This window comes from Bradyrhizobium sp. Leaf396 (assembly GCF_001424605.1).
Taxonomy (GTDB): domain Bacteria; phylum Pseudomonadota; class Alphaproteobacteria; order Rhizobiales; family Xanthobacteraceae; genus Bradyrhizobium; species Bradyrhizobium japonicum_C.
Map to the genome: position 1 here is coordinate 18,334 of NZ_LMQJ01000064.1, position 21,524 is coordinate 39,857.

Annotated in this window: 20 protein-coding genes; 6 read left to right on the forward strand and 14 right to left on the reverse strand. The window is 64.3% G+C overall.

Features of this window, described 5'->3' with window-relative positions:
* Positions 1-74: 74 nt before the first annotated feature.
* The gene (locus ASG57_RS31425) at positions 75-821 is read right to left on the reverse strand and encodes a glycerophosphodiester phosphodiesterase (RefSeq protein ID WP_024341066.1); all 747 of its coding nucleotides are present in this window, start codon (positions 819-821) and stop codon (positions 75-77) included.
* A gap of 5 nt (positions 822-826) precedes the next feature.
* Positions 827-1,294, reverse strand: coding sequence for a RidA family protein (locus ASG57_RS31430; protein ID WP_024341067.1), 468 nt, complete (start codon positions 1,292-1,294; stop codon positions 827-829).
* A 222-nt stretch (positions 1,295-1,516) separates the two neighbouring features.
* Between ASG57_RS31430 and ASG57_RS31435 the strand changes: the two genes are divergently transcribed.
* Both ASG57_RS31435 and ASG57_RS31440 read left to right on the forward strand, forming a co-directional pair.
* Positions 1,517-2,362: a cell envelope integrity EipB family protein gene (locus ASG57_RS31435; RefSeq protein WP_057198844.1), complete on the forward strand. Its 846-nt coding sequence runs from the start codon at positions 1,517-1,519 to the stop codon at positions 2,360-2,362.
* A 127-nt stretch (positions 2,363-2,489) separates the two neighbouring features.
* Positions 2,490-2,891 carry a RidA family protein gene (locus ASG57_RS31440; RefSeq protein WP_024341069.1) on the forward strand — a complete coding sequence of 134 codons (402 nt, stop codon included), beginning with the start codon at positions 2,490-2,492 and terminating at the stop codon, positions 2,889-2,891.
* A gap of 32 nt (positions 2,892-2,923) precedes the next feature.
* Here ASG57_RS31440 and ASG57_RS31445 read toward each other — a convergent pair whose 3' ends face one another.
* The 3 genes from ASG57_RS31445 to ASG57_RS31455 are packed head-to-tail and all read right to left on the reverse strand — an operon-like array spanning position 2,924 to position 4,919.
* Positions 2,924-3,322 carry an ACT domain-containing protein gene (locus tag ASG57_RS31445; RefSeq protein WP_024341070.1) on the reverse strand — a complete coding sequence of 133 codons (399 nt, stop codon included), beginning with the start codon at positions 3,320-3,322 and terminating at the stop codon, positions 2,924-2,926.
* Entirely contained in the window at positions 3,322-4,611 is a 1,290-nt protein-coding gene (locus ASG57_RS31450) for a DNA polymerase IV (protein ID WP_057198845.1), read from the reverse strand. The genes ASG57_RS31445 and ASG57_RS31450 overlap by 1 nt, the downstream gene beginning before the upstream one ends.
* On the reverse strand, positions 4,608-4,919 hold the full coding sequence (locus ASG57_RS31455; protein ID WP_024341072.1) for a DUF3572 domain-containing protein: 312 nt from the start codon (positions 4,917-4,919) through the stop codon (positions 4,608-4,610). The genes ASG57_RS31450 and ASG57_RS31455 overlap by 4 nt, the downstream gene beginning before the upstream one ends.
* A gap of 241 nt (positions 4,920-5,160) precedes the next feature.
* On the opposite strand from ASG57_RS31455, the gene ASG57_RS31460 reads away from it, so the two are divergent.
* Both ASG57_RS31460 and ASG57_RS31465 read left to right on the forward strand, forming a co-directional pair.
* Complete coding sequence (locus tag ASG57_RS31460) at positions 5,161-5,526, forward strand: response regulator (RefSeq protein ID WP_008130064.1); 366 nt, start codon at positions 5,161-5,163, stop codon at positions 5,524-5,526.
* 14 nt (positions 5,527-5,540) lie between these two features.
* Positions 5,541-6,914, forward strand: a complete 1,374-nt coding sequence (locus tag ASG57_RS31465; protein ID WP_024341073.1) for a PleD family two-component system response regulator — start codon at positions 5,541-5,543, stop codon at positions 6,912-6,914.
* A gap of 327 nt (positions 6,915-7,241) precedes the next feature.
* Here the strand turns inward: ASG57_RS31465 and ASG57_RS31470 are convergent, their stop codons facing one another.
* Complete coding sequence (locus ASG57_RS31470; protein ID WP_024341074.1) at positions 7,242-7,850, reverse strand: TetR/AcrR family transcriptional regulator; 609 nt, start codon at positions 7,848-7,850, stop codon at positions 7,242-7,244.
* A gap of 129 nt (positions 7,851-7,979) precedes the next feature.
* Between ASG57_RS31470 and ASG57_RS31475 the strand changes: the two genes are divergently transcribed.
* Positions 7,980-9,218: an MFS transporter gene (locus ASG57_RS31475; protein WP_024341075.1), complete on the forward strand. Its 1,239-nt coding sequence runs from the start codon at positions 7,980-7,982 to the stop codon at positions 9,216-9,218.
* Positions 9,219-9,381: 163 nt separating this feature from the next.
* Here ASG57_RS31475 and ASG57_RS31480 read toward each other — a convergent pair whose 3' ends face one another.
* A complete protein-coding gene (locus tag ASG57_RS31480; protein ID WP_063997034.1) occupies positions 9,382-11,316 on the reverse strand; it encodes an AI-2E family transporter in 1,935 nt (644 codons plus the stop codon).
* A 343-nt stretch (positions 11,317-11,659) separates the two neighbouring features.
* Between ASG57_RS31480 and ASG57_RS31485 the strand changes: the two genes are divergently transcribed.
* Positions 11,660-11,839, forward strand: coding sequence for a hypothetical protein (locus ASG57_RS31485; RefSeq protein WP_155248601.1), 180 nt, complete (start codon positions 11,660-11,662; stop codon positions 11,837-11,839).
* Here the strand turns inward: ASG57_RS31485 and ASG57_RS31490 are convergent.
* The 7 genes from ASG57_RS31490 to topA all read right to left on the reverse strand — a co-directional run bounded on the left by ASG57_RS31490 (position 11,811) and on the right by topA (position 21,506).
* Positions 11,811-13,052: an acyltransferase family protein gene (locus ASG57_RS31490; protein WP_082529090.1), complete on the reverse strand. Its 1,242-nt coding sequence runs from the start codon at positions 13,050-13,052 to the stop codon at positions 11,811-11,813. The two genes, ASG57_RS31485 and ASG57_RS31490, sit on opposite strands and share 29 nt — an antisense overlap.
* A gap of 253 nt (positions 13,053-13,305) precedes the next feature.
* Complete coding sequence (gene rpmG, locus ASG57_RS31495) at positions 13,306-13,473, reverse strand: 50S ribosomal protein L33 (RefSeq protein WP_007603295.1); 168 nt, start codon at positions 13,471-13,473, stop codon at positions 13,306-13,308.
* 125 nt (positions 13,474-13,598) lie between these two features.
* Positions 13,599-14,924: an LLM class flavin-dependent oxidoreductase gene (locus ASG57_RS31500; protein ID WP_024341079.1), complete on the reverse strand. Its 1,326-nt coding sequence runs from the start codon at positions 14,922-14,924 to the stop codon at positions 13,599-13,601.
* Between the two features lie 251 nt (positions 14,925-15,175).
* A complete protein-coding gene (locus ASG57_RS31505; RefSeq protein ID WP_024341080.1) occupies positions 15,176-15,928 on the reverse strand; it encodes an NUDIX hydrolase in 753 nt (250 codons plus the stop codon).
* A 34-nt stretch (positions 15,929-15,962) separates the two neighbouring features.
* Complete coding sequence (locus tag ASG57_RS31510) at positions 15,963-16,403, reverse strand: DUF983 domain-containing protein (protein ID WP_024341081.1); 441 nt, start codon at positions 16,401-16,403, stop codon at positions 15,963-15,965.
* On the reverse strand, positions 16,397-18,760 hold the full coding sequence (gene rnr, locus ASG57_RS31515; protein ID WP_024341082.1) for a ribonuclease R: 2,364 nt from the start codon (positions 18,758-18,760) through the stop codon (positions 16,397-16,399). The genes ASG57_RS31510 and rnr overlap by 7 nt, the downstream gene beginning before the upstream one ends.
* Before the next feature lie 7 nt (positions 18,761-18,767).
* The gene (gene topA, locus ASG57_RS31520; protein ID WP_024341083.1) at positions 18,768-21,506 is read right to left on the reverse strand and encodes a type I DNA topoisomerase; all 2,739 of its coding nucleotides are present in this window, start codon (positions 21,504-21,506) and stop codon (positions 18,768-18,770) included.
* Positions 21,507-21,524: the final 18 nt, after the last annotated feature.

Consider the following 21,524-nt stretch of genomic DNA (forward strand, 5'->3'; position numbering starts at 1 on the left):
AGTCCCGTATCGCCACCGCAACGCTACCGCGTTGCAGCCTGTCCGGAACAGGAATGATAGCGCAGGCCGTCCCCTTACGGCACGAACCCCTCAAAGATCATCTGATCTGCATACCGCCCGACCCGCGCCCGCTGCTCCGGCGTGCGCACGGTCCAGCCGAGCAGGGCGCAGCCGAAGACGTTGCGGGCGATCCAGGGTGCCGGGGCCGGAAGGTGGTCGACCTTGAAAGCGACGAAGTGGGGCTGGGTCTGGAAGCCGTGGCGCAGGTAGAGCATGCTGTCGCGCTGCTCCGGGGTCAGGTTGGCCCAGTACTCGTCCTCATAGGTCCGTTGCGCGACGATGCCGCGCGGACGGGAGGGAAGCAACTGGCGCAGCGCCAGTACCTGGTCGGGATCGAACGACATGCCGACCGCGGGGCCGTCATAGGACGCCAGCACCTCGGCCATCCGCTTCACCAGCTTGCGGTCGCCGCCAAAATGGCTCTTTACCTCGATCACCAGCGGCACCCGGCCGGCAACCATGGCGCAGAGATCGCTGAGCGACATCATTCGCTCGGCGGTGTCCCTGAACTTGACCGCCTTCAGCTCCGCAGCGGTCTTCGAGATGACGTCCCCCGTGGCCTCGGTGAGACGGCCCAGCGCGTGATCATGATGCACCATGGCCTCGCCATCGGACGAGAGCTGGATATCGACCTCAATGGAGAAATTGCCCGCAATCGCAGCCTGTACCGCGCCCGGCATGTTCTCGACGATGCCGCGCGAGATGTCATGCAGGCCGCGATGGGCGACCGGCCGGGCTGTCAGCCAATCCGGGGCGCGCATTCGTCTCAGGCGACCTCGAACACGCCTTCGACCTCGACTGCCGCGTCGGCCGGCAGGGAGGCGACGCCGACGGTGGTACGGGCATGGCGGCCCTTGTCACCGAAGGCGGCCACCATGAGATCGGAGGCGCCGTTGAGCACCTTCGGTCCGTCCAGGAAGTCGGGCGCTGAATTGATGAAGCCGCCGAGACGGACCACGCGGACGACCTTGTCGAGGTCGCCGAGTGCGGCCTTGACCTGGGCCAGCAGGTTCACCGCGCAGCCGCGGGCGGCCGCCGCACCGTCTTCGATGGAGACGCCGGCACCCAGCTTGCCCTTGGCGATCAGCTTGCCGGTGGGATCGAAGCAGACCTGGCCGGAGACGAACAGCAGATTGCCGGTGCGCACGAACGGGACGTAGTTGGCGACGGGAGTGGGGGCCTCATGCAGCTTGATGCCCTGTTCCGCCAGTTTCTGCTCGACCGTGCCCGCCATGTCCGACCTCGTTGTCCAAATCATTCGCCCCGGCGCGTTCGCTTGAGACCCGGGCAGGCCCTGTTTCGCCCATCGTGCCGGCACATGCAAGCAACTGGATGGGCCTGCATTTGGTTGAGACAGAGCACCCGGTTCAGTCAACTTGACTTGAAACGGTCTCAGTTGCGACGCAATGGAACGGTCATTAAAATGTCCAATCTGCGCTTTCCTCAGGGAACAGACATGGTGCACCTTTTCCGGACTTCGCTCGGTGTGATGGCGCTCGCGGCGGCCACTTTTGGCCCCGGCTGCGGGGCGCTGGCCGCCAACGGTCCGTTTCTCGCGCATCAGGCGCTCTACGACCTCAGCCTCGTCAAATCGCGCTCCAATTCGGTCAACAGCGCCCGCGGCCGAATCCTCTACAATTTCACAGGGAATGCCTGCGAGGGCTATACCTCGGAATTCCGCCAGGTGTCCGAGCTCGACAGCGGCGAGGGCAAGGTCACACTGAGCGACCTCCGCTCCAATTCCTGGGAGGATGCCGCCGGCAAGAGCTATCGCTTCAAGATCGAGACGCGGATGAATGAGGCCGATGCCGGCCGTGTCGACGGCTCGGCCGAGCGCGACGGCGACCAAATCAACGTCAAGCTGAAGCTGCCGGCACCGAAAAGCTTTACGCTCGACGGCAAGATCGTATTCCCGACCGAGCAGATCCAGCGCATCATCGCGGCCGCCAAGGAGGGCAAGTCGCTGCTCGAGCTCTCCGTCTATGACGGCTCGGACGACGGCCAGAAGGTCTACAACACGCTGACCGTGATCGGTCAGCCAATCCCCGCCGACCGTGCCACGTCTTCGGACCCGTCGACCGCGGACGAGCACATGAAATCCCTGAAGCGCTGGCCAGTCACCGTCAGCTATTTCGACCGCGACGCCCAGCAGAAGGAAGGCGAGCAGACGCCTGTTTATGCGATGGCGTTCGAGCTCTACGAGAACGGCGTCTCGCGCCAGCTCGTGCTCGACTACAACGATTTCGTGATTTCCGGCGCGATGGGCAAGTTCGACGTGAAGGACAGCAAGCCCTGCAATTGAGGGGCGCGCTCTGTCCTCCGTCATTGCGACCGAAGCGAAGCTATCCAGACTCGCAATGACGGCACTGGCTCTCGGCTCGCTCTCCAGCTACGCTCGATTGCAACCTACAAAAATCCGGGAGGCACCCATGCCCAAGCTTGATCATCTCCGCCCCAGCGGTTTGCATAACAATCCGGCCTATTCTCACGTCGTCACAGCTTCCGGCGCCCGCACCATCTACATCTCCGGACAGGTCTCGGTCGACGAGGAGGGGCGGATCGTCGGCGAGGGCGATATTGCCGCCCAGACGACGCAGGTGATGCAGAATCTCGGCCACGCGCTGAAAGCGGCCAACGCCAACTACGCCAACATCGTCAAGATCACGACTTTCGTCGTGAACTACAAGCCGGAGCTGCGCCCGATCATCGGCAAGGCCCGCTCCGCGTTCTTCGAAGGCATGGAGCCGCCGGCCTCGACGCTCGTCGGCGTCTCCGCACTCGCCGCGCCGGAATGGCTGATCGAGATCGAGGCGGTAGCCGTCGCGGATTGAGCCGGGCTACGCCGACCTGGCTTTGGCTAGCTCTAGTAGTTGGCTAGCTCTAGTAGAACGGCCATCGCCTCGTCGGCCCTGTCCACCGGCACAAACAGGTGATCGTGATAGAAGGCCGAAACGGCATTCACGCTGATGCCGGCTTCGGCCAGACGTGACGTGACTGCCGCCAGAAGGCCAACCGCATCGAGTGCGGAGTGGACCGTCAGGGTGATCAGGCGCGAGACGAATTGATAGCGTAAGCCTGCGCGCTCAGCCGCTTCTTGAGAGATCACCAGCGTCGTGCCTTCCTGCTCGCGAAACGTCAGGAGCGGATCTAGTGCTGAGGGGATCCCCTCGCTTTTCGAAAGCCTGCAGAAAACGAAGATGCCGGGCCGCAGCTCCGGCTCAATGTGTTTAAGCAGCGCGGCGAGATCGCGTTCACCTATCATCACTCCGGCGCCTTCTCCGGCCCTTCATACGCAATGCCGCGGATGACAGCGGCACTGCCGAACTTCTTGCGCAGGCTGTCCACGGCGCGTTCGGCGTGCGCAGCGCGGCGGTCTAGCATATCGGTATCGTCGGAGGCCGAGCCCTCGCGCAGCGCGCTGACGCCGGCGCCCATCAGGCGGAAGGCGGTGCCGTCGATCTCTTTCGCCAGCATCTCGCGGCAGATCGCAAACATCTTTGCAGCGAGCTGCGTCGGCGCGGCAATCGATTGCGAGCGCGTGCGCTGGCGGAAATCGGCGGTCTTCAGCTTCAGCGTGACCGTCGAGCCGGCGAGCTCGGCGCTCTTGAGGCGGGACGACGTCTTCTCGCACAGCCGCCAGAGGATCTTCTCCAGCGTCGGGAAATCACGAATGTCGGTCTCGAATGTGGTCTCGCTGGAGATCGTCTTGGCCCCGCGGTCAGGCTCGACGAGGCGGTCGTCGATGCCGCGCGCGAGCCTCCATAACCTGCGTCCATCGCTCGGGAACTGCCGCATCATCTCGATCTCGTCGGCCTTCTGGAGGTCGGCGATGACGCGGAAGCCACGCTGCACGAGGCGCTCCTGCGTTGCCGGCCCGACGCCAAAGATGAAGCCGACCGGCTTTTCCGCCAGCATCAAACGGGCTTCCTCTTGGTCGAGCGCGGCAAAGCCGCGAGGCTTGTCGAGGTCGGACGCGATCTTGGCCAGGAACTTGTTGCAGGACAGGCCGACCGAGACGGTGATGCCGATGTCGCGCTCGATTTCGCGGACAAAGCGCGCCAGCACCTTTGCCGGGATCATGCCGTGGACGCGCTCGGTTCCGGAGAGGTCGAGGAAGGCCTCGTCGATGGAGAGCGGCTCTACGAGCGGCGTCAGCGCCTGCATGGCCTGACGCACTTCACGGCCGACGCGGACGTATTTGGCCATGTCAGGCGGGATCACGGTGGCATGCGGGCAGGCTTCCAGCGCCTTGAACATCGGCATGGCGGAGCGGACGCCATAGGTTCGGGCGATGTAGCAGGCTGCCGACACCACGCCACGCTTGCCGCCGCCGATGATGACGGGCTTGTCGGCAATGTCGGGATTGTCGCGCTTCTCGACCGTCGCGTAGAAGGCGTCGCAGTCGATATGGGCGATGGTCAGGCTCGCGAGCGCGGCGTGGCGGACGAGGCGAGGGGATCCGCAGGCGGAACAGCGGCGCACGCCCACATCCAAATCGGCCAGACAATCCCGGCAGAAGCAGCGGGGCCCGGCCGGGTCGGATTTGGTCACGGCACGTCGCGCTCCCAGGAGGAATCGCCGAGGGCATCGCCCAGGACCTGTCGGGCCCCGGCGACGTTGGTGGGATGCAGTTCGGCCGAGCTGGCAAAGGCCTTCACGGTGGCATCGTCCCGCATCACGAAATCGAGCACGCTGAGGAGAAAGTTCGGATCCGAGGCGGCATTGCGGAGGGTCTCTGGACCGACCCCCGTCTCGGCCAGGAACAGGCCGAGCCGCTCGGGATCGCTCGCGACGAAGGACAGGGCCTGAATCGCAACGATTTCAGCAACTTCGCGGGGGTTGTGAACAGGCTTTTTCACGGGGACGGTTTGCCTTTCCGTTAACTTTCGGTCTCTAATTTGGAATCATCATGCCCGAGTCTCGTCCTCAAGTCTTCCGAGCCCAGACAAGCAACTGGAAACCACATCGCGGAAAGTCGGCCCTCGGGTTTAACGAAACTCAAGCGAATCTGAGGCTAGTTTGAATCCAGTTTTCGAAACGCCGGGAAGCGGCGTCTGAGGCGTCATATGTACCGGTCTGCGGACCTTTCAGGAGGGCGGGATGGCTAAGACCGTCCTGATCGTGGAAGACAACGAGCTCAACATGAAGCTCTTCCGCGACCTGTTGGAGGCGCACGGCTACCAGACCTCGGGCACCAGCAACGGCTACGAGGCGCTCGACCTCGTTCGCAAGATGCGGCCCGACCTCGTGCTGATGGATATCCAATTGCCGCAGGTTTCAGGGCTCGAGGTGACGCGCTGGATCAAGGACGATCCGGAGCTGCGCAGCATTCCCGTCGTCGCGGTCACGGCGTTCGCGATGAAGGGCGACGAAGAGCGCATCCGCGAGGGCGGCTGCGAAGCCTATTTGTCCAAGCCGATCTCGGTCGGCAAATTCATTGAGACGGTCCGGCGTTTTATCGGATAGGAAGTGAGTTCACAGTGTCCGCGCGTATCCTGGTCGTCGATGACGTTCCTGCCAACGTCAAGCTGCTCGAAGCCCGCCTGTCCGCTGAATACTTTGACGTGATGACCGCCTCGAACGGCACCGAGGCGCTGGCGATCTGTCATCGCGCCGAGTGCGACATCATCCTGCTCGACGTGATGATGCCGGACATGGACGGTTTCGAAGTCTGCCGCCGCCTCAAGACCGATCCGGCTACGCATCACATTCCCGTCGTCATGGTAACGGCGCTCGACAGCCCCGCCGACCGCAACCGTGGTCTCGAAGCCGGCGCCGACGATTTCCTCACCAAGCCGGTGTCCGACGTCGTGCTGATTGCGCGGGTGCGCTCGCTGACGCGGCTGAAGATGATGACGGACGAATTGCGCATGCGCGCGATCACCTCGCTCGAGATCGGCATGCAGGCGCCCGAGCGCAGCGCCGTGGCCGACACCGGCAAGGGCGGCCGCATCCTGCTGGTCGACGACCGCGAGTCCTCCTACGAGCGGCTGGCGACGATCCTCGCCGCCGAGCACACCATCGACGTCGAGCCGAATCCGACGGAAGCGCTGTTCCACGCCGCCGAGGGCAATTACGACCTGCTGATCGTCTCGCTCGACCTCAACAATTTCGACGGCCTCCGCCTCTGCAGCCAGGCGCGCTCGCTGGAGCGCACCCGGCACGTGCCGATCCTCGCGATAGCCGACCCCGAGAACTCGACGCGGCTGCTGCGCGGTCTGGAGATCGGCGTCAACGACTACCTGCTGCGCCCGATCGACAAGACCGAACTCCTGGCCCGGGCCCGCACCCAGATCCGCCGCCGCCGCTACACCGATCACTTGCGCGACAACGTGCAGAACTCGATCGAGATGGCGATCACCGACGCGCTCACCGGTCTGCACAATCGCCGCTACATGGAGAGCCATCTGGCGACTCTCGCCGAGCAGGCCTCCATCCGCGGCAAGCCGCTGGCCCTGATGATCCTCGACATCGATTACTTCAAATCGATCAACGACAATTACGGCCATGACGCCGGCGACGACGTGCTGCGCGAGTTCGCGGTGCGGGTGCGCAAGTCGATCCGCGGCATCGACCTGGCCTGCCGCTACGGTGGCGAGGAATTCGTCATCGTGATGCCGGAGACCGATTTGCACGTCGCCGGCATGGTCGCCGAGCGTTTGCGCCGCTCGATCGCCGGCGAGCCGTTCGCGATCCACAAGGGCGCCAAGCGCATCGAGGTCACGATCTCGATCGGCCTCACCACGCTGGAGCGGAAGGGCGAGGCGGTCGCCGACGTCCTCAAGCGCGCCGACACCGCGCTGTATCGGGCCAAGCACGACGGCCGTAACCGCGTGGTCTCGCAGGCGGCCTGAGCGGCCGCGGCCCGAAACTCAAAAACAACCCCATGCACAGTAGCCGGCGCCAGCCGGATCAAGGACTTGCGCGGGGGGCAGGACAGATTGCGCCGGCAGCGGCGCCGTTTGACCTGTCGGGCAAAACAGGAGCATGCTGGTAGGGTCGGGACGTGCCTGTGGCGATGCTCATTGCGACGCTCGGGTACTTCCAGGAATCCCGCTGTCGCTCCCTGCGAAGACGGGGAATCCAGTACGCCGCGGCCTCTCGGTTCAATGACGACCGTCTCTGGAATATTGGATCACCCGCTTTCGCGGCCGATGACACCGAATTGGCGGCGACAGCTTTTATCGGGGCGCGCGCTTACCTGATGCCGCCGGCCTCTCCGCACCATCCGACACATCCACGCCCGCATTCCGCAACAACACCTTCGCCGCTTCCTTGGCCGCGCGCGCCATGGCCGGATCATCGCGCACCAGATCTTGCGCGATGGAGCCGTCGACGAGCAGCACGAGCTGCGTTGCCAGTGCATCCGCATTGGCAACACCGAGCTCGCTCAGGCGGTCGCGAAACCAGAGGCGTCGGCTTTCCTTGAAGGCGATCGCGATCTTCTTCACGGCGAGGTCCTGAGGGCCGAGCTCGGCCACCGCATTCACGAACGGGCAACCGCGAAAATCCTTGGCTGCAAAACGCCGCTCCAGCGAATCAAACGTCGCGAGGATCTGCTCGGCGGGGGGCTTGTCGGAGGGGCGTGCGTGAACGAAGCGGCGCTCGAGATAGGCCGCGATCAGCGCATCCTTGGAGGGGAAGTGATTGTAGAGCGTACGCTTGGAGATGCCGATCTCGGCCGCGATGGTATCCACACCGATGGCGCGAATTCCTTGCAGATAGAACAGCTTGTCGGCGGTCTCGAGGATCCGCTCTTTCATCGTCTGTGGGGCGGGCGGGGGAGCCATGCAGCGGAAGGCGTCCTGTTCGCTTGACAGCAACATCCAACCATAGCCTAAGTAAACAGGTCTGTGTAACCAAAATCGGTGGCAACAGCAGACGACGGCAATTGCGCCGTGCCCAAAAGGGAGAAGAAAATGCCCCTGCTGCAGGTCCTGCGCCCGACCTTGCCCATCCTGATCGGTGCCTCGGTCATGCTGACGCTGAGCATGGGGTTGCGGCAGTCGCTCGGCATCTTCATGCAGCCGCTGACGCATGACATCCATATTTCGATCTCGGATTTCACGCTGGCACTGGCCGTGCAAAACCTTGCCTGGGGCTTCCTGCAGCCCCCCGCCGGCGCACTCACCGTGCGTTACGGCTTCCGCCCGATCATGATCGTGGGCGCACTGATGTACATCGCAGGCCTCGTGCTGATGGCAACGGCGAACGGGCTCGTCAGCATCATGATCGGCGCCGGCGTGCTGATCGGCACCTCGATGGCCTGCACCGCCGCGGCGATCGCGATGTCGGTGGCGGCGCGCGCAGTGCCGGAGACCGTGCGCTCGACCGTGCTGGGCATCGTCTCCGGCGCGGGCTCGCTCGGCGCGCTGTTGTCGGCGCCGATCGGACAGATGCTCAACGAGGGCTTTGGCTGGCGCGTCGGGCTTGCCGGTTTCGTCGTCATGTCGCTGCTGATGATCCCGGCCGCGTGGTATGCCGGGCGCGTCGACAAAATCCCGCTGCCGAAGCCCGCCGCCGCCGACCTCGGCGATGCCACGGCTGCGATCGCGGCGAAGACAGCGTTCGGCAACGCGTCCTTCGTCGTGATGACCTGCGCCTATCTCGTCTGCGGCATGCAGCTTGTGTTTCTCACCACGCATCTGCCGTCATATCTGGCGATCTGCGGCCTCGATCCGATGCTCAGCGCGCAGACGCTCGGCATGATCGGCGGCTTCAACGTGCTGGGCTCGCTGTTCTTCGGCTGGGCCGGCCAGCGCTGGAACAAGCTGGCGCTATTGGGCGCGATCTACATCCTGCGCTCGCTCGCGCTGGCCTGGTATTTCACGCTGCCGGCCAGTCCGTTCTCGACGCTTCTGTTCGGAGCGATCATGGGCTTCCTCTGGATGGGCGTCGGCCCGCTCGTCGCGGGCGCCGTCGCCGAAATGTTCGGCCTGCGCTGGCAGGCGATGATCCAGGGCCTTGCCTTCATGAGCCACCAGATCGGCAGCTTCCTCGGTGCCTATGGTGGCGGGCTGCTCTACGACGCGCTCGGCTCCTACACCATGGCCTGGCGCATCGGCGTCGCGCTCGGCCTTGCCGGCGGCATCGTGCAGGTGGCGTTCGCGCTGATCCGGCCGTCGCAACCGCCGGCCCCGGTGCTGCGGACGGCCTAGCAGGAAGAGGGTTGGGTCGCCTGCGGAGCTGCGCTCCGCAGCGAGGGCCTGATGCTGAAGCGCGGCGTTGCCAACCGATATTCACTTGACCGGGAAGCCAACGGTCGGGACGTTGCCGAGTGCGCCAGGGAGACGCGAAACATCGACAGCCGCGATGAGAATCTCACGCCGCAGCCGTTGTGGGCTTGTCCTGCCCGGGGGCTTCGTGCCCCTGTTCCGTTATCCCTGTCGCTTCGATGCACAGCCTAACGGCCTCACCGATGCTCGTCGCAATGAGGTCAGCTTTGGCGCCTGTCCGCAACAATTCCATGGCGGCCTGGTCAATGTCGTTGACCCAGCAGCCCAGGATGATGGTTGCCTTCGGCAGTTTCCGCCTCAGACGCCGGACGGAGTACCGCATGTGTGCCGCAGCGCGGGCATCGAGGTAGACCAAGCAGACAATCGCAACGCCCGTTGTATCCAGGCGAAAGACATTCGTCGTGGAAAGCGATGCTGCGCCTTCGACTCGCGCAGCGAGGCCGTGCTCAGTCGAGAGCTGAGCCAGCATGATCGCGGCCGCCTCATCGATCAGGGGGCGTCCGGCCACACACAGGACAGGGTGTTCACCCTGCCAATCCGGCGGTAGCGTTTCGCTACGCAGGTAAGGCAAGCGTTCATTGGCCGCATTCTCGGCAATGCCTTCGACCGCGGATGATGCTTCAGCATCAGTGGTGGAACTACTCCTCGGGGGCGGCCGGTCGTCCTGATCGGCAAGATCGGCGACAAACTCGCTGACGGCATCTCGAATCTTCATGAGACGTTCCTGGTCAAGCGCATTGCGCTCCACGTCGGCTTGCGCCAAGTGCAAACCCTTCAGGGCGACCTCATCATAGTACGAAGCCAGCGAACGCTCTTTCAGAAACTCCTCGGCCTTTTCGGCCGCTTCGGTCGGATCCCCCGCCAGCATCCGCTGATAGAACATTTCCGGCGGAGAAAGCGCCGGTCGGTCTCCAAACATGACGTCGAGGAATTCCAATCGCTCCACATGCCGCCCCAAAACCACGAGGCAGATCGTGAGGGGGGTCGCGAGGACGAGCCCGATTGGTCCCCAGAGCGCCGTCCAGAACGTTGCCGACGCGACCACGGCAACGGGGGAAAGCCCTGTGCTGCGGCCGTAAACCATCGGCTCGATGACATGGCCCACGAGCGGTTCAACGACAAGAAATAGAGCGAGAGTCCAAAGCAGCATCGACCAGCCGGGATCGATGGCGACCGCGAGCGCCAGCGGGAATGCGGCAGCGATAACGGCGCCGACATAAGGGACGAAGCGAAGCGCGGCCGCGAGGATGCCCCAAAGGATCGCGCTGGGAATTCCGATGAACCAGAGGCCGGTGCCGATCACCACGCCGAATGCGCCGTTCAGGATGAGTTGGGTCAGAAACAGCTTGCTGAGGCGGCTCGCTGCATCGTCCAACGCAGCGGTCGTACGCTGCAGATCCAGCGAGCCCGCCAGCCGAATGAAGCGATTCCGAAGATCCTCGCGCTGAATGAGAATGAATATGACGAAAATGATGATGATGCCGGTGGTAGCGAGCGGATGAATGAGCGGAGAAATCAGGGTTCGCAGACTCTCCAACGCGCCGGGATCAGGCTGGCGTACCTCGACTGGGACCGGTGGCGGGGAGGCATTTGAGCCGGGGACAACGCCGGTCCTCGGCGCGGATGGCGCGTCTTTCGGTTTATCAAGCTCCTCGCTGAGATCCTTCAGCATATCGGAAGCACGCTCCAGCGTGCCCCTCCCGGCCTTGGTATCCCGGAATGCCTGGATCTTGTCGCTGATCGTCGATTGATATCGGGGCAGGTCACCGGCGAGTTGCGTCAGTTGAGTGGCGAGAAGGCTGCCGATCGCGAAGATCAGCATAAACGCAACGACAACCACGCTCACGACTGCCAGTCCCCGCGGGACATGGATCCGCTGCAATATTCCGACCAGCGGCGCCAGCACGAAGCTGAGAAGAATAGCCAGCGCAACGGGCACGAAGATGTCTCGACCGAAATAGAGCATCGAGATAATGATGACGGTCAGAATCCCGGTCGCTACTGCACTCAGCAGCGCCATCAGCTCTTCGGTGGTGCGTGGCTTGAAGGGCTGTCTCGCTACGGGCCTCATTTTGCTGTTCCTGTCCCGCCGTGGACTGAGCGCTCACTGATTTCAGCTGCGAGGGGCCAGGACGAGGCTGCATAGGACAGCCGCCCAGGGCACTAGTCCGCGCGGTCTTCATGGCGGCGGCCGTTACTCCGGTCGCGCGCTATCGCACGCCAACCGCTCCTGCCCTGAAAAGGTTCCTGTGAGCTATGAAATGGCGCGATGCGCCACCTCGCTTGCGCCGGGGGGCGGCGTGGCCAGGCGATGATCCAGGGCCACTCGATCGGCAGCTTCCGCGGCGCTCATGGAGGCGGGGGTGCTGTACGACGCGCTCGAATCCTACGCGATGGCCTGGCGCATCGGCGTCGCGATTGGTCTCGCCGTCGGCATCGGGCCGGTCGCATTCGGCCCCTGGGCGCATGGCGGATGCGCTGCAAACGCGTCGCCCGGGCGGCTCACCATTGTCATTACGCCGCTGCCGCTACCTTCACCTTGACCGAGACGGGCAGCGGAAGGCGAAGCCCCCGGGCGAACGCAGGGCGGCGCGTTACCGGGTGTCTCTGCGGCAGCTTTCCGAAGCGCGAAAGGATTTGCATCAGTGCGGACCTGACGGCCGGCTCGATCTTCGCGCAAATGAACCAGCAGACCAGGATGAGCATGGCAAGTGCGATCCAAAGCGCAGAGGTCGCATCGAGACCGGCGTCGACCAATGCACGAATGACCGCCGCGCCGATGACGTTGTGGGTGAGATAGAGCGGATAGGTGATCAGCCCAAGCGTTCTCAGATAGGCAGGTGCCTCAGGGGAAGCGATGCCGGCGAACCGTCTGTTGCGGTTTGCGGCAAGCGCAATGAGCAGCACCGCGGCCGCCCAAACCATGATCGGCACGAGCGCCGATTGATCGGCGATCGCGGGTATGGACGTCAGAAGGAAAGATGCAAAGAAGTAGATCTCCGCCGCGCCTGAAAGACAGGCGACGGCGACGGCGACCTGCTCCAGCGCAGTCAATTGCCTGTTCGAGAGAATGAACAGCCAGATCCCCAGCGCAAAGAAGCAGCCATGCGTCAACAGAAACGCCGCGCATGGCACCCGAAACATCAGGATGACGAGATAAGGCAGGTCGGATGGCGTCGCGCATGACAGCACCGCCAGCGCGACCGCGTTGAACAGTGCGCTGTAGATGGTGAGGCCGAAGGCGAGGTGCCGCAGAGTGATCCTCTTCGTGAGCATCGCGCAAAACACGAGACCATAGAACGCGATCTCGGCCGCCAGCGTCCAATAGACCTCGTCAAGCCAATGGCCCGTGACGCCCTTGGGCACCATCAGCATGGCGTGGATGTAGGGCTGGATGATTTCGGAGACGGGTCCGCTGCCGAAGAGAAGCAGGACGAGAAACGTCGCAGTGGCGCACACCCAGACCGCCGGATAAAGCCGGAGCGCACGGCCCAGAAGAAAGCCGCCCGGCGAGGATTGAGCCGCGGAATTGGCGATGACGAAACCAGAGATGACGAAAAAGATTTCGACGCCGACCCAGCCGAACCATGTGAAGGGCGCGGCAGACGGGTAGAGGACATCGGCGGCGACGTAGCGCTCGAAGCCCGGGACGCCGATCGAGACCCAGGCCCAGGACCAGAACATCTGGTGAAAGACGGCGACGCCAAGCGCAGCGCCGAAGCGCAGCGGATCCAGCAGGGGCAAATGGCTTTTCACGGCAATGGACCAGATTCATGCAACGATCCCGTTCGAGATATTGAATCCGGTCGAGGTGCTCTGCGAGGCGGGTCACACTCGCTTCGCCCGCCAAGCACCGATCATGGAGAGCAGGGTGTCCGTAGCCGGAAGCCCGCAGTAGCCCGCGGCTCCGCCAGCAGCCTTGCAAGCGGCAGCGCGTCCGAGACACGCTGCGGAGAAAATGAAAACGGGGCCCAGAGGGCCCCGTCAAAGTCTTCAACGTCCCGCGATCTTACTTGATCTTGGCTTCGCGGAATTCGACGTGCTTGCGCGCAACCGGATCGTACTTCTTCTTGACCAGCTTGTCGGTCATGGTGCGCGAGTTCTTCTTGGCGACGTAGTAGAAGCCGGTGTCGGCCGAGGACACGAGCTTGACCTTGATGGTGACCGCTTTGGCCATGTTCTGTACCTCAGAATATCAGGGGAATCTGGAGCCGGCCAAACGGCCCGCGTTGGCCGGCAACCTAGCCAGAAACCGCCTGATGTCAAGGTTTTACACCCGGAAAAGCACCCGAAACGGGCCCATTAGGCCTCGAAGAAGCGATTTTTCGGCCGCGGCAGGCCCAGATTCTCCCTCAAAGTGGCCCCTTCATACTCCTTCCGGAAAATGCCGCGGCGCTGCAGCTCCGGGACGACCTTGTCGACGAAATCGTCGAGGCCGGCGGGCAGGAACGGGAACATGATGTTGAAGCCGTCCGAGCCGCGCCCGACCAGCCATTCCTCCATCTGGTCGGCGATGGTCTTGGCAGTGCCGACGAAGGACAGGCCGCCATAGCCGCCGACACGCTGGGCGAGCTGGCGCACGGTGAGCTTTTCGCGCGTGGCGAGATCGACCATGCGCTGGCGGCCGCTCTTGCTGGCGTTGGTCTCGGGAATCGCGGGGAGAGGGCCATCGGGATCGAAGCCGGAGGCGTCGGTGCCCAGGATCACCGAGAGCGAAGCGATGGCGCTGTCGTAATGCACGCGGCTGTCGAGCAGCGCGCGCTTTTCCCTGGCCTCATCCACGCTGTCGCCGACCACGACGAAGGCGCCGGGGAGGATCTTGAGATGCTCGGGATCACGGCCGGCCTTCTCCATGCGGCGCTTGATGTCGGCATAGAGTTTTTGGCCGTCGGCGAGGCTGCCGCCGCCGGTGAAGACGGCTTCCGCGGTCTCGGCCGCGAGCTGCTTGCCGTCTTCGGAGGCGCCGGCCTGCACGATCACGGGCCAGCCCTGCACGGGTCGGGCGATGTTGAGAGGGCCGCGAACCTTCAGATATTTGCCCTTGTGGTCGAGCGTATGCATCTTCGCGGGATCGAAGAACAGCCCGCTCTCGACATCGCGCACGAAGGCATCATCGGCGAAGGAATCCCAGAGGCCAGTGACGACGTCGTAGAACTCGCGGGCGCGCCTGTAGCGCTCGGCGTGCTCCATGTGGTCGTCGAGACCGAAATTGAGCGCCGCGTCCGGGTTGGAGGTGGTGACGATATTCCACCCCGCACGCCCGCCGCTGAGATGATCGAGCGAGGCGAAGCGGCGCGCGACGTGATAGGGCTCGTCGAAGGTGGTGGAGCCTGTCGCGATCAGGCCGATGCGCTCGGTGACCGCCGAGAGTGCCGACAGCAGCGTGAACGGCTCGAACGAGGTCACGGTGTGGCTTCGCTTGAGCGCATCGATCGGCATGTTCAGCACGGCGAGGTGATCGGCCATGAAGAAGGCGTCGAACTTGCCGGCCTCGAGCTTTTGGATCAGCTGCTTGATGCGCGAGAAGTTGAAATTGGCGTCGGGCCAGGCTCCGGGATAGCGCCAGGCGCCGGTGTGGATGCTGATCGGGCGCATGAACGCGCCAAGCTTGAGTTGCCGTTGTGCCATCGCCCGGTGTCCGTTCTTGGTGCCGTTCGGAAAGACATAGGGACGCGGCGGAACTCCGCCATTGGCGGGGGTGGAAAGATTATTTTGTTTTTGGATGCGCGCTCAGCAAATTCACGTCATTCCGGGGCGCCGCGCAGCGGCGAGCCCGGAATCCATCGAACCGCGGAGACAGTGGAGGAATGGATTCCGGGCTCGCGCTACGCGCGCCCCGGAATGACGGAGGAGGGAGCCGTGCCTCCGCAATGTCAGCGTCAGCTCAACACATCCTTCTGCATCTTGCCGCCGTAGAAATGGAAGAACGGCACCGGCGCATCATGACGAAGCGGGCCGGTGGCAAGGCGGGTGTCGAGCTCGTTGAGCACGTTGCGCGTCATCGGATGCAGATCGGCGAGCGGCTTTGAGCCGAGCTCGACCCAGACCAGCTCCACCAGCTCGGCATCGGCATGGATCACCCCCTCGACGCGATGGGTGATTGCGGAGGCATCGGCGGTGAAGAAGCGCGTGTCGAAGCGCTTGACCCGGCCCGGCGGGGTGATCGCCCGCGCGATCAGGAACAGGCTGGAAGGATCGGGCAGGAGGCCGGCATCGGCGAACGGCCTCCAGGGGCCCTCGAGCTTTGTCACCTTGCCTTCGGCCTTGCGGCCGAGGCAGAGGCCGGTCTCCTCGCAGGCCTCGCGGATCGCGGCAATGGCGAGGGACTTCGCGCGCGAAGCCGGCGTCTTCGGGCTGCCCTTGGCGAGATTGGCCTCCAGCTCGGGCGTGATGGGGGCGGCACAGGGCACGCGATAATCGGCCTTGTCGACGCGTCCGCCCGGAAAGACGAACTTGCCGGGCATGAACACGACCTTGTCGTGCCGCTTGCCGACCAGCACTTTCGGGGTGGTGCCGCTGCGATCGACCAGGATCAGTGTCGCCGCATCCCTCGGGCGGAAGTAGGGATGGTGATCGGCTTCCTTCTCCTCGTGAACCCTGGTTTTCTCCTCGGCCTGCGAAATATCCGTCATGTCCTCACCCAAAACCCGTTTTCTTGCTTGTTGCTTACACAGGCGGAATACCATCCGGAGGGTTCTCGTCAAACCCGTGCATGCGCAGAGCCCATTGCAAGCCGACCACAGCTCCTTTTACCGGCTGCAACAGTGCGAGCGAGGCGATGAAGGTGAAGGGCAGATAGGCCGCGAAGCTGAGCCAGACCGGCGTCGAATAGTTGGTCTCGATCCAGAGGATGGCCGGCACCACGATGTGGCCGACGATGACGATGACGAGATAGGCGGGCAGATCGTCGGCGCGGTGCGGCGTGAAGTCGAGCTCGCATTTGGCGCAATGATCTGCCGTCTTCAGGAAAGCACGGAACAGCTTTCCCTCGCCGCAGCGCGGGCAGCGGCCGCGAAAGCCGCGCTTCATCGCCGTCCACAGGTCGCGCTGCTCGACGAGACCCGTCTCGCGCGTCCAGATCTTTGGCGCCGTGCTGATCATCACCATGCCTTGCCCTTCTGTCCTTTGCTCTTGTTCTTCCTTTTGGCCCGGTTTCCTTTGGCCTTCTTGCCTTTGGCAGGCTTTTGCTTCTCCGGCTTGCGTTTTTTCTCCGGGCTGCGTCCGGGATGAGCTTTTGATGGCTTGCGCTGCGGGCGGAAAGATCCGCGCGTGCGCGGGCCGCCCTCGCTCTCCGACGACAGCAGCTCGAACCGCAGTGCGCCGGCGATGGGAGCCGCTTCGACCAGACGGACGTCGACGACGTCGCCGAGCTGATACATGGTCCCGCTTCGCGTGCCGACCAGTGCATGGCGGCTCTCGTCATAGTTGAAATATTCCGTGCCGAGGGATCTGATCGGGATCAGACCATCGGCGCCGGTCTCGCTCAGCTTGACGAAAAGGCCGGCGCGGGTGACGCCCGAAACGCGACCCTGGAAGCTGGCGCCGATGCGGTCGGCGAGGTGATGCGCGATGAGCCGGTCGACGGTCTCGCGCTCCGCCTTCATCGCGCGCCGTTCGGTCAGCGAAATATGCGCGGCGACCTCGCCGAGAGATTCCGGCGTCTCGCTGTCGGGCAGGGCGCCTTCGCCGAGGCCGAGCGCGCGGACCAGTGCACGGTGCACGACAAGGTCGGCGTAGCGGCGGATGGGCGAGGTGAAGTGCGCATAGCGGCGCAGGTTCAGGCCGAAATGCCCGTAATTTTCGGAAGAGTACTCCGCCTGGGCCTGGGCGCGCAGCACGACCTCGCTCACCAGCGGGTAATAGTCATGGCCTTCGAGCTGGGCCAGCACGCGGTTGAACAGCGTCGGGCGCAGCGCGCCTGACTTCGTGAATGGGACGTCCAGCGTCTCCAGGAACTCTGCGAGCGCATGGACCTTTTCCAGCGTCGGCTCGTCGTGGACGCGGTAGATCAGCGGGAGCGACTTCTTCTCCAGCATCTCCGCCGCGGCGACGTTGGCGAGGATCATGAACTCCTCGATCAGCTTGTGCGCATCGAGGCGTTCCGGCACGACGACGCGGTCGACCGTGCCGTCGCTCTTCAAGAGAATTTTTCGCTCGGGGAGATCGAGGTTGAGCGGATCGCGCTCGTCGCGCGCCCGCCTGGCGCAGGCGTAAGCGGCATAGAGGGGCTTGAGAATCGGATCGAGCAGGGGGCCTGTGGTGTCGTCAGGCTTTCCGTCGATCGCGGCCTGCGCCTGCGCGTAGCTCAGCTTCGCCGCCGAGCGCATCAGGATGCGGTGGAAGCTGTGCGAACGCTTCCGCCCGTCGGGGCCGAGCACCATCCGCACCGCGAGCGCGCCGCGCGGCTCGCCCGGCACCAGCGAGCAGAGATTGTTGGAGATGCGCTCGGGCAGCATCGGCACGACGCGGTCGGGAAAATAGACCGAGTTGCCGCGATCGAGCGCGTCGCGATCGAGCGCGGTGCCCGGCCGCACGTAGAAGCTCACGTCGGCGATGGCGACGTTGACGATGAAGCCGCCCTTGTTGTTGGGATCGTCATCGGGCTGCGCGTGGACCGCGTCGTCGTGATCCTTGGCGTCGGGCGGATCGATGGTGATGAGCGGGACGTCGCGCCAGTCTTCTCGCCCCTTCAGGTTCGCGGGCTCGGCGGCTTCCGCCTCGCGCTCGGCCGCGGACGAGAATTGCAGCGGGATGTCGTGAGCATAGATCGCGATCAGGCTGATCGCCTTCTCGGACTTGACCGAGCCGAGCTTTTCCTTGACCCGGCCCGATGCGAGGCCGAAGCCGCGCGAGCGGACGATGTCGACGCTCACGAGATCGCCGTCCTGCGCGCCCTGGGTATCGGTCTTGGCGATGTTCAGTTCGCGGTCCGCGAACTTCTTGTCGACGGCGACGAGCCGGCCGCCGCCTTCAGGCAGGCTGCGGAAGACGCCGAGAATGCGGCTCTTGGCCTTGTCGATGACCTTGATGATGCGGCCGCGCCAGGCCGGACCTTCGGTCTCGTCGGATCGCTCGACGCGCAGCAGGGCGCGGTCGCCGATTCCGGCCGCGGTGCCCGGCTTCGGCTTGCGCGGCATCTCGATCAGGATCTTTGGTGGCTCGCCGCTCTCGACCTCGTCCCATTCGGCGGGCGAGGCGATCAATTCGCCGTCACTGTCGCGGCCTGTGATGTCGGCAAGCAGTGTCGGCGGCAGCGCCTCCGGCTCGGAGACCTTGTGGCGCTTCTTCTTGATGATGCCGTCGTCGGCGAGCTCGCGCAGCATGCGCCTGAGCTCGGCGCGATCAGCATTCTTCAGGCCGAACTCGCGCGCAATGTCGCGAGTTCCGACCTTTCCCGGATTGGCCTTGATGAAGGCGACGATGGCGTTCCGGTCGGGAAAGCCAAGGTCATTCTTGCGTTTCACTTAACCTCTAATTCTTGCCGGCACTCTTTTTGGCCGGAGCCTTGGTCGCGGCCGCTTTGGTCGGCGACGTCTTCGCGGTCGACGACACGGCAGCGCGCGCCTTGCTGGTGGATTCGGATTTGGTTTTGGCCGCAGCTTTCTTGGCGGCCGGCTTCTTGGGCTTCGGCGAGGCATCCTCGCCGTTTGCAGCCTTCTTGGTCTTGGCCGGCTTGGCCGCCTTCTTCGCCTTGGTCTTGCCGCCGCCCTTGGCCGCACGCTCGTCGATCAGCGCGATCGCCTGCGCCAGCGTGATGGCGTCCTTCTCGAACTCGGCGGGAATCGTCGCGTTGACGCCGCCGGCTGTGACGTAGGGTCCGTAGCGGCCGCTCTTGACCGTAACGGTGCCGAGCGTCGGATGATCGCCGATGGCCTTGCCTGGATCGGCACCGAAGCGGCGGCTCGGGCCCTTCGCCGCCTTCTCGGCGATCAGCGTCACCGCGCGGTTGAGCCCGATGTCGAACACCTCGTCGCCGGCTTCGAGACTCGCATAGGTCTTGTCGTGCTTGACGAACGGCCCGAAGCGGCCGAGGCCGGCGGTGATTGGCAGACCCGTCTCCGGATGCTTGCCGATCTCGCGCGGCAGCGACAGCAGCTTCAGCGCAAGCTCGAGGTCGACGTCGCTGGGCGAAGTGCCCTTCGGAATGCCCGCGCGCTTCGGCTTCTCCCCTTCCTCATAATCCTTCTGCTCGCCGAGCTGGATATAGGGGCCGAAGCGGCCGGCCTTGACCCAGACATCGCGACCCGTCTCAGGGTCCTGGCCAAGCGAACGGTCGGCCGTGGCCTCGCCGTCGGCGGCGAGCTGACGGGTGTAGCGGCACTCCGGGTAGTTCGAGCAGCCGACGAAGGCGCCGAACTTGCCGGCCTTGAGGTTGAGCCGGCCAGTGCCGCAATTCGGGCATTGCCTGACATCGCCGCCATCGGGGCGAGGCGGATAGATGTGCGGCCCCAGCATCTCGTCGAGCACGTCCAGCACCTGGGCGACGCGCAGATCCTTGATGTCGTCGACCGCGCCGATGAAGTCGCGCCAGAAATCCTTCAGCACCTGCTGCCAAGAGATCTCGTTGTTGGAGATGCGGTCGAGCTGCTCCTCCAGCGCGGCGGTGAAATCGTATTCGACGTAGCGGCTGAAGAAGCTCTCCAGGAACGCGATCACGACGCGGCCCTTGTCCTCGCCGTGCAGACGCTTCTTCTCCAGCTTGACGTAGCCGCGGTCCTTCAGCACCTGCAGGATCGAGGCGTAGGTCGAGGGCCGGCCGATGCCGAGCTCTTCCATGCGCTTGACGAGGGAGGCCTCGGAGAAGCGCGGCGGGGGCTCGGTGAAATGCTGGGTGACCGACAAGCTCTGCCGTTTCAGGGCGTCGTTTGGGCTCATCGCGGGCAGACGGCGGGAATCCTCGTCCTCCTCGTCGTCGCGACCTTCTTGATAAAGCGCGAGGAAGCCGTCGAACTTGACGACCTGGCCGGTGGCGCGCAGCTCCAGCGTACGGGAGCCTGCCTTCGCGGTGATGTCGACCGTGGTGCGCTCGAGCTCGGCCGACTCCATCTGGCTTGCGATGGTGCGCTTCCAGATCAGCTCGTAGAGCTTCGCCTGGTCGGCATCGAGCCTGCGGTTCAGGCTGTCGGGGCGGCGGGACAGGTCGGTCGGCCGGATCGCCTCGTGCGCTTCCTGGGCGTTCTTCGCCTTGGCCTGGTATTGGCGGGGAGCATCGGGAACGTAGGCGTTGCCGTAATCCTCGCCGATCACCTTGCGCGCCTGGGTGATCGCGGACGGATCGATCTGCACGCCGTCGGTACGCATATAAGTAATGAGTCCGGTGGTCTCGCCGCCGATGTCGATGCCTTCATAGAGGCGCTGGGCGATGCGCATCGTGTGCGCCGGCGCAAAGCCGTATTTGCGGCTGGCTTCCTGCTGCAGCGTCGAGGTGGTGAAGGGCGCCTGCGGATTGCGGCGGGCGGGCTTGGCATCGACCGCGGTCACGATGTAGCTGGCGGCCTCCAGCGCCTTCTTGAAGTCCTCGGCTTCGGCGCCGGTGCCGATGTCGAGGCGCTGGATCTTCTTGCCGTCGGCGCCGACGAGCCGGGCCTCGAAGGCATCGCCGCGCGGCGTCAGCAGGGTTGCGATCAGCGACCAATATTCGCGCGGCACGAATTTCTCGATCTCGAGCTCGCGGTCGCAGACGAGGCGCAGTGCCACCGACTGCACCCGGCCAGCCGAGCGGGCACCCGGCAGCTTGCGCCACAGCACGGGGGAGAGGGTGAAGCCGACCAGGTAATCAAGGGCGCGACGCGCCATGTAGGCGTCGACCAGCGCGCCGTCGATCTGGCGCGGATGCTTCATCGCATCCGACACCGCCTGCTTGGTGATGGCGTTGAAGACGACCCGCTCGACCTTCTGGTCCTTCAGCGCGCGCTTTTCCTTCAACACCTCCAGCACGTGCCAGGAGATCGCCTCGCCCTCGCGATCGGGGTCGGTGGCGAGAATCAGGCGGTCGGCACCCTTCAAGGATTTGGCAATCTCGTTGAGCCGGCCGGCCGCCTTGGGGTCGACCTCCCAGATCATCTTGAAATTGGCATCGGGATCGACGGAGCCGTTCTTCGCGGGCAGGTCGCGGACATGGCCGAACGAGGCCAGAACCTCATAGGACGAGCCCAAATACTTGTTGATCGTCTTGGCTTTCGCCGGCGACTCCACGATGACGATATTCATGTAGTTCCAGTAACTTAC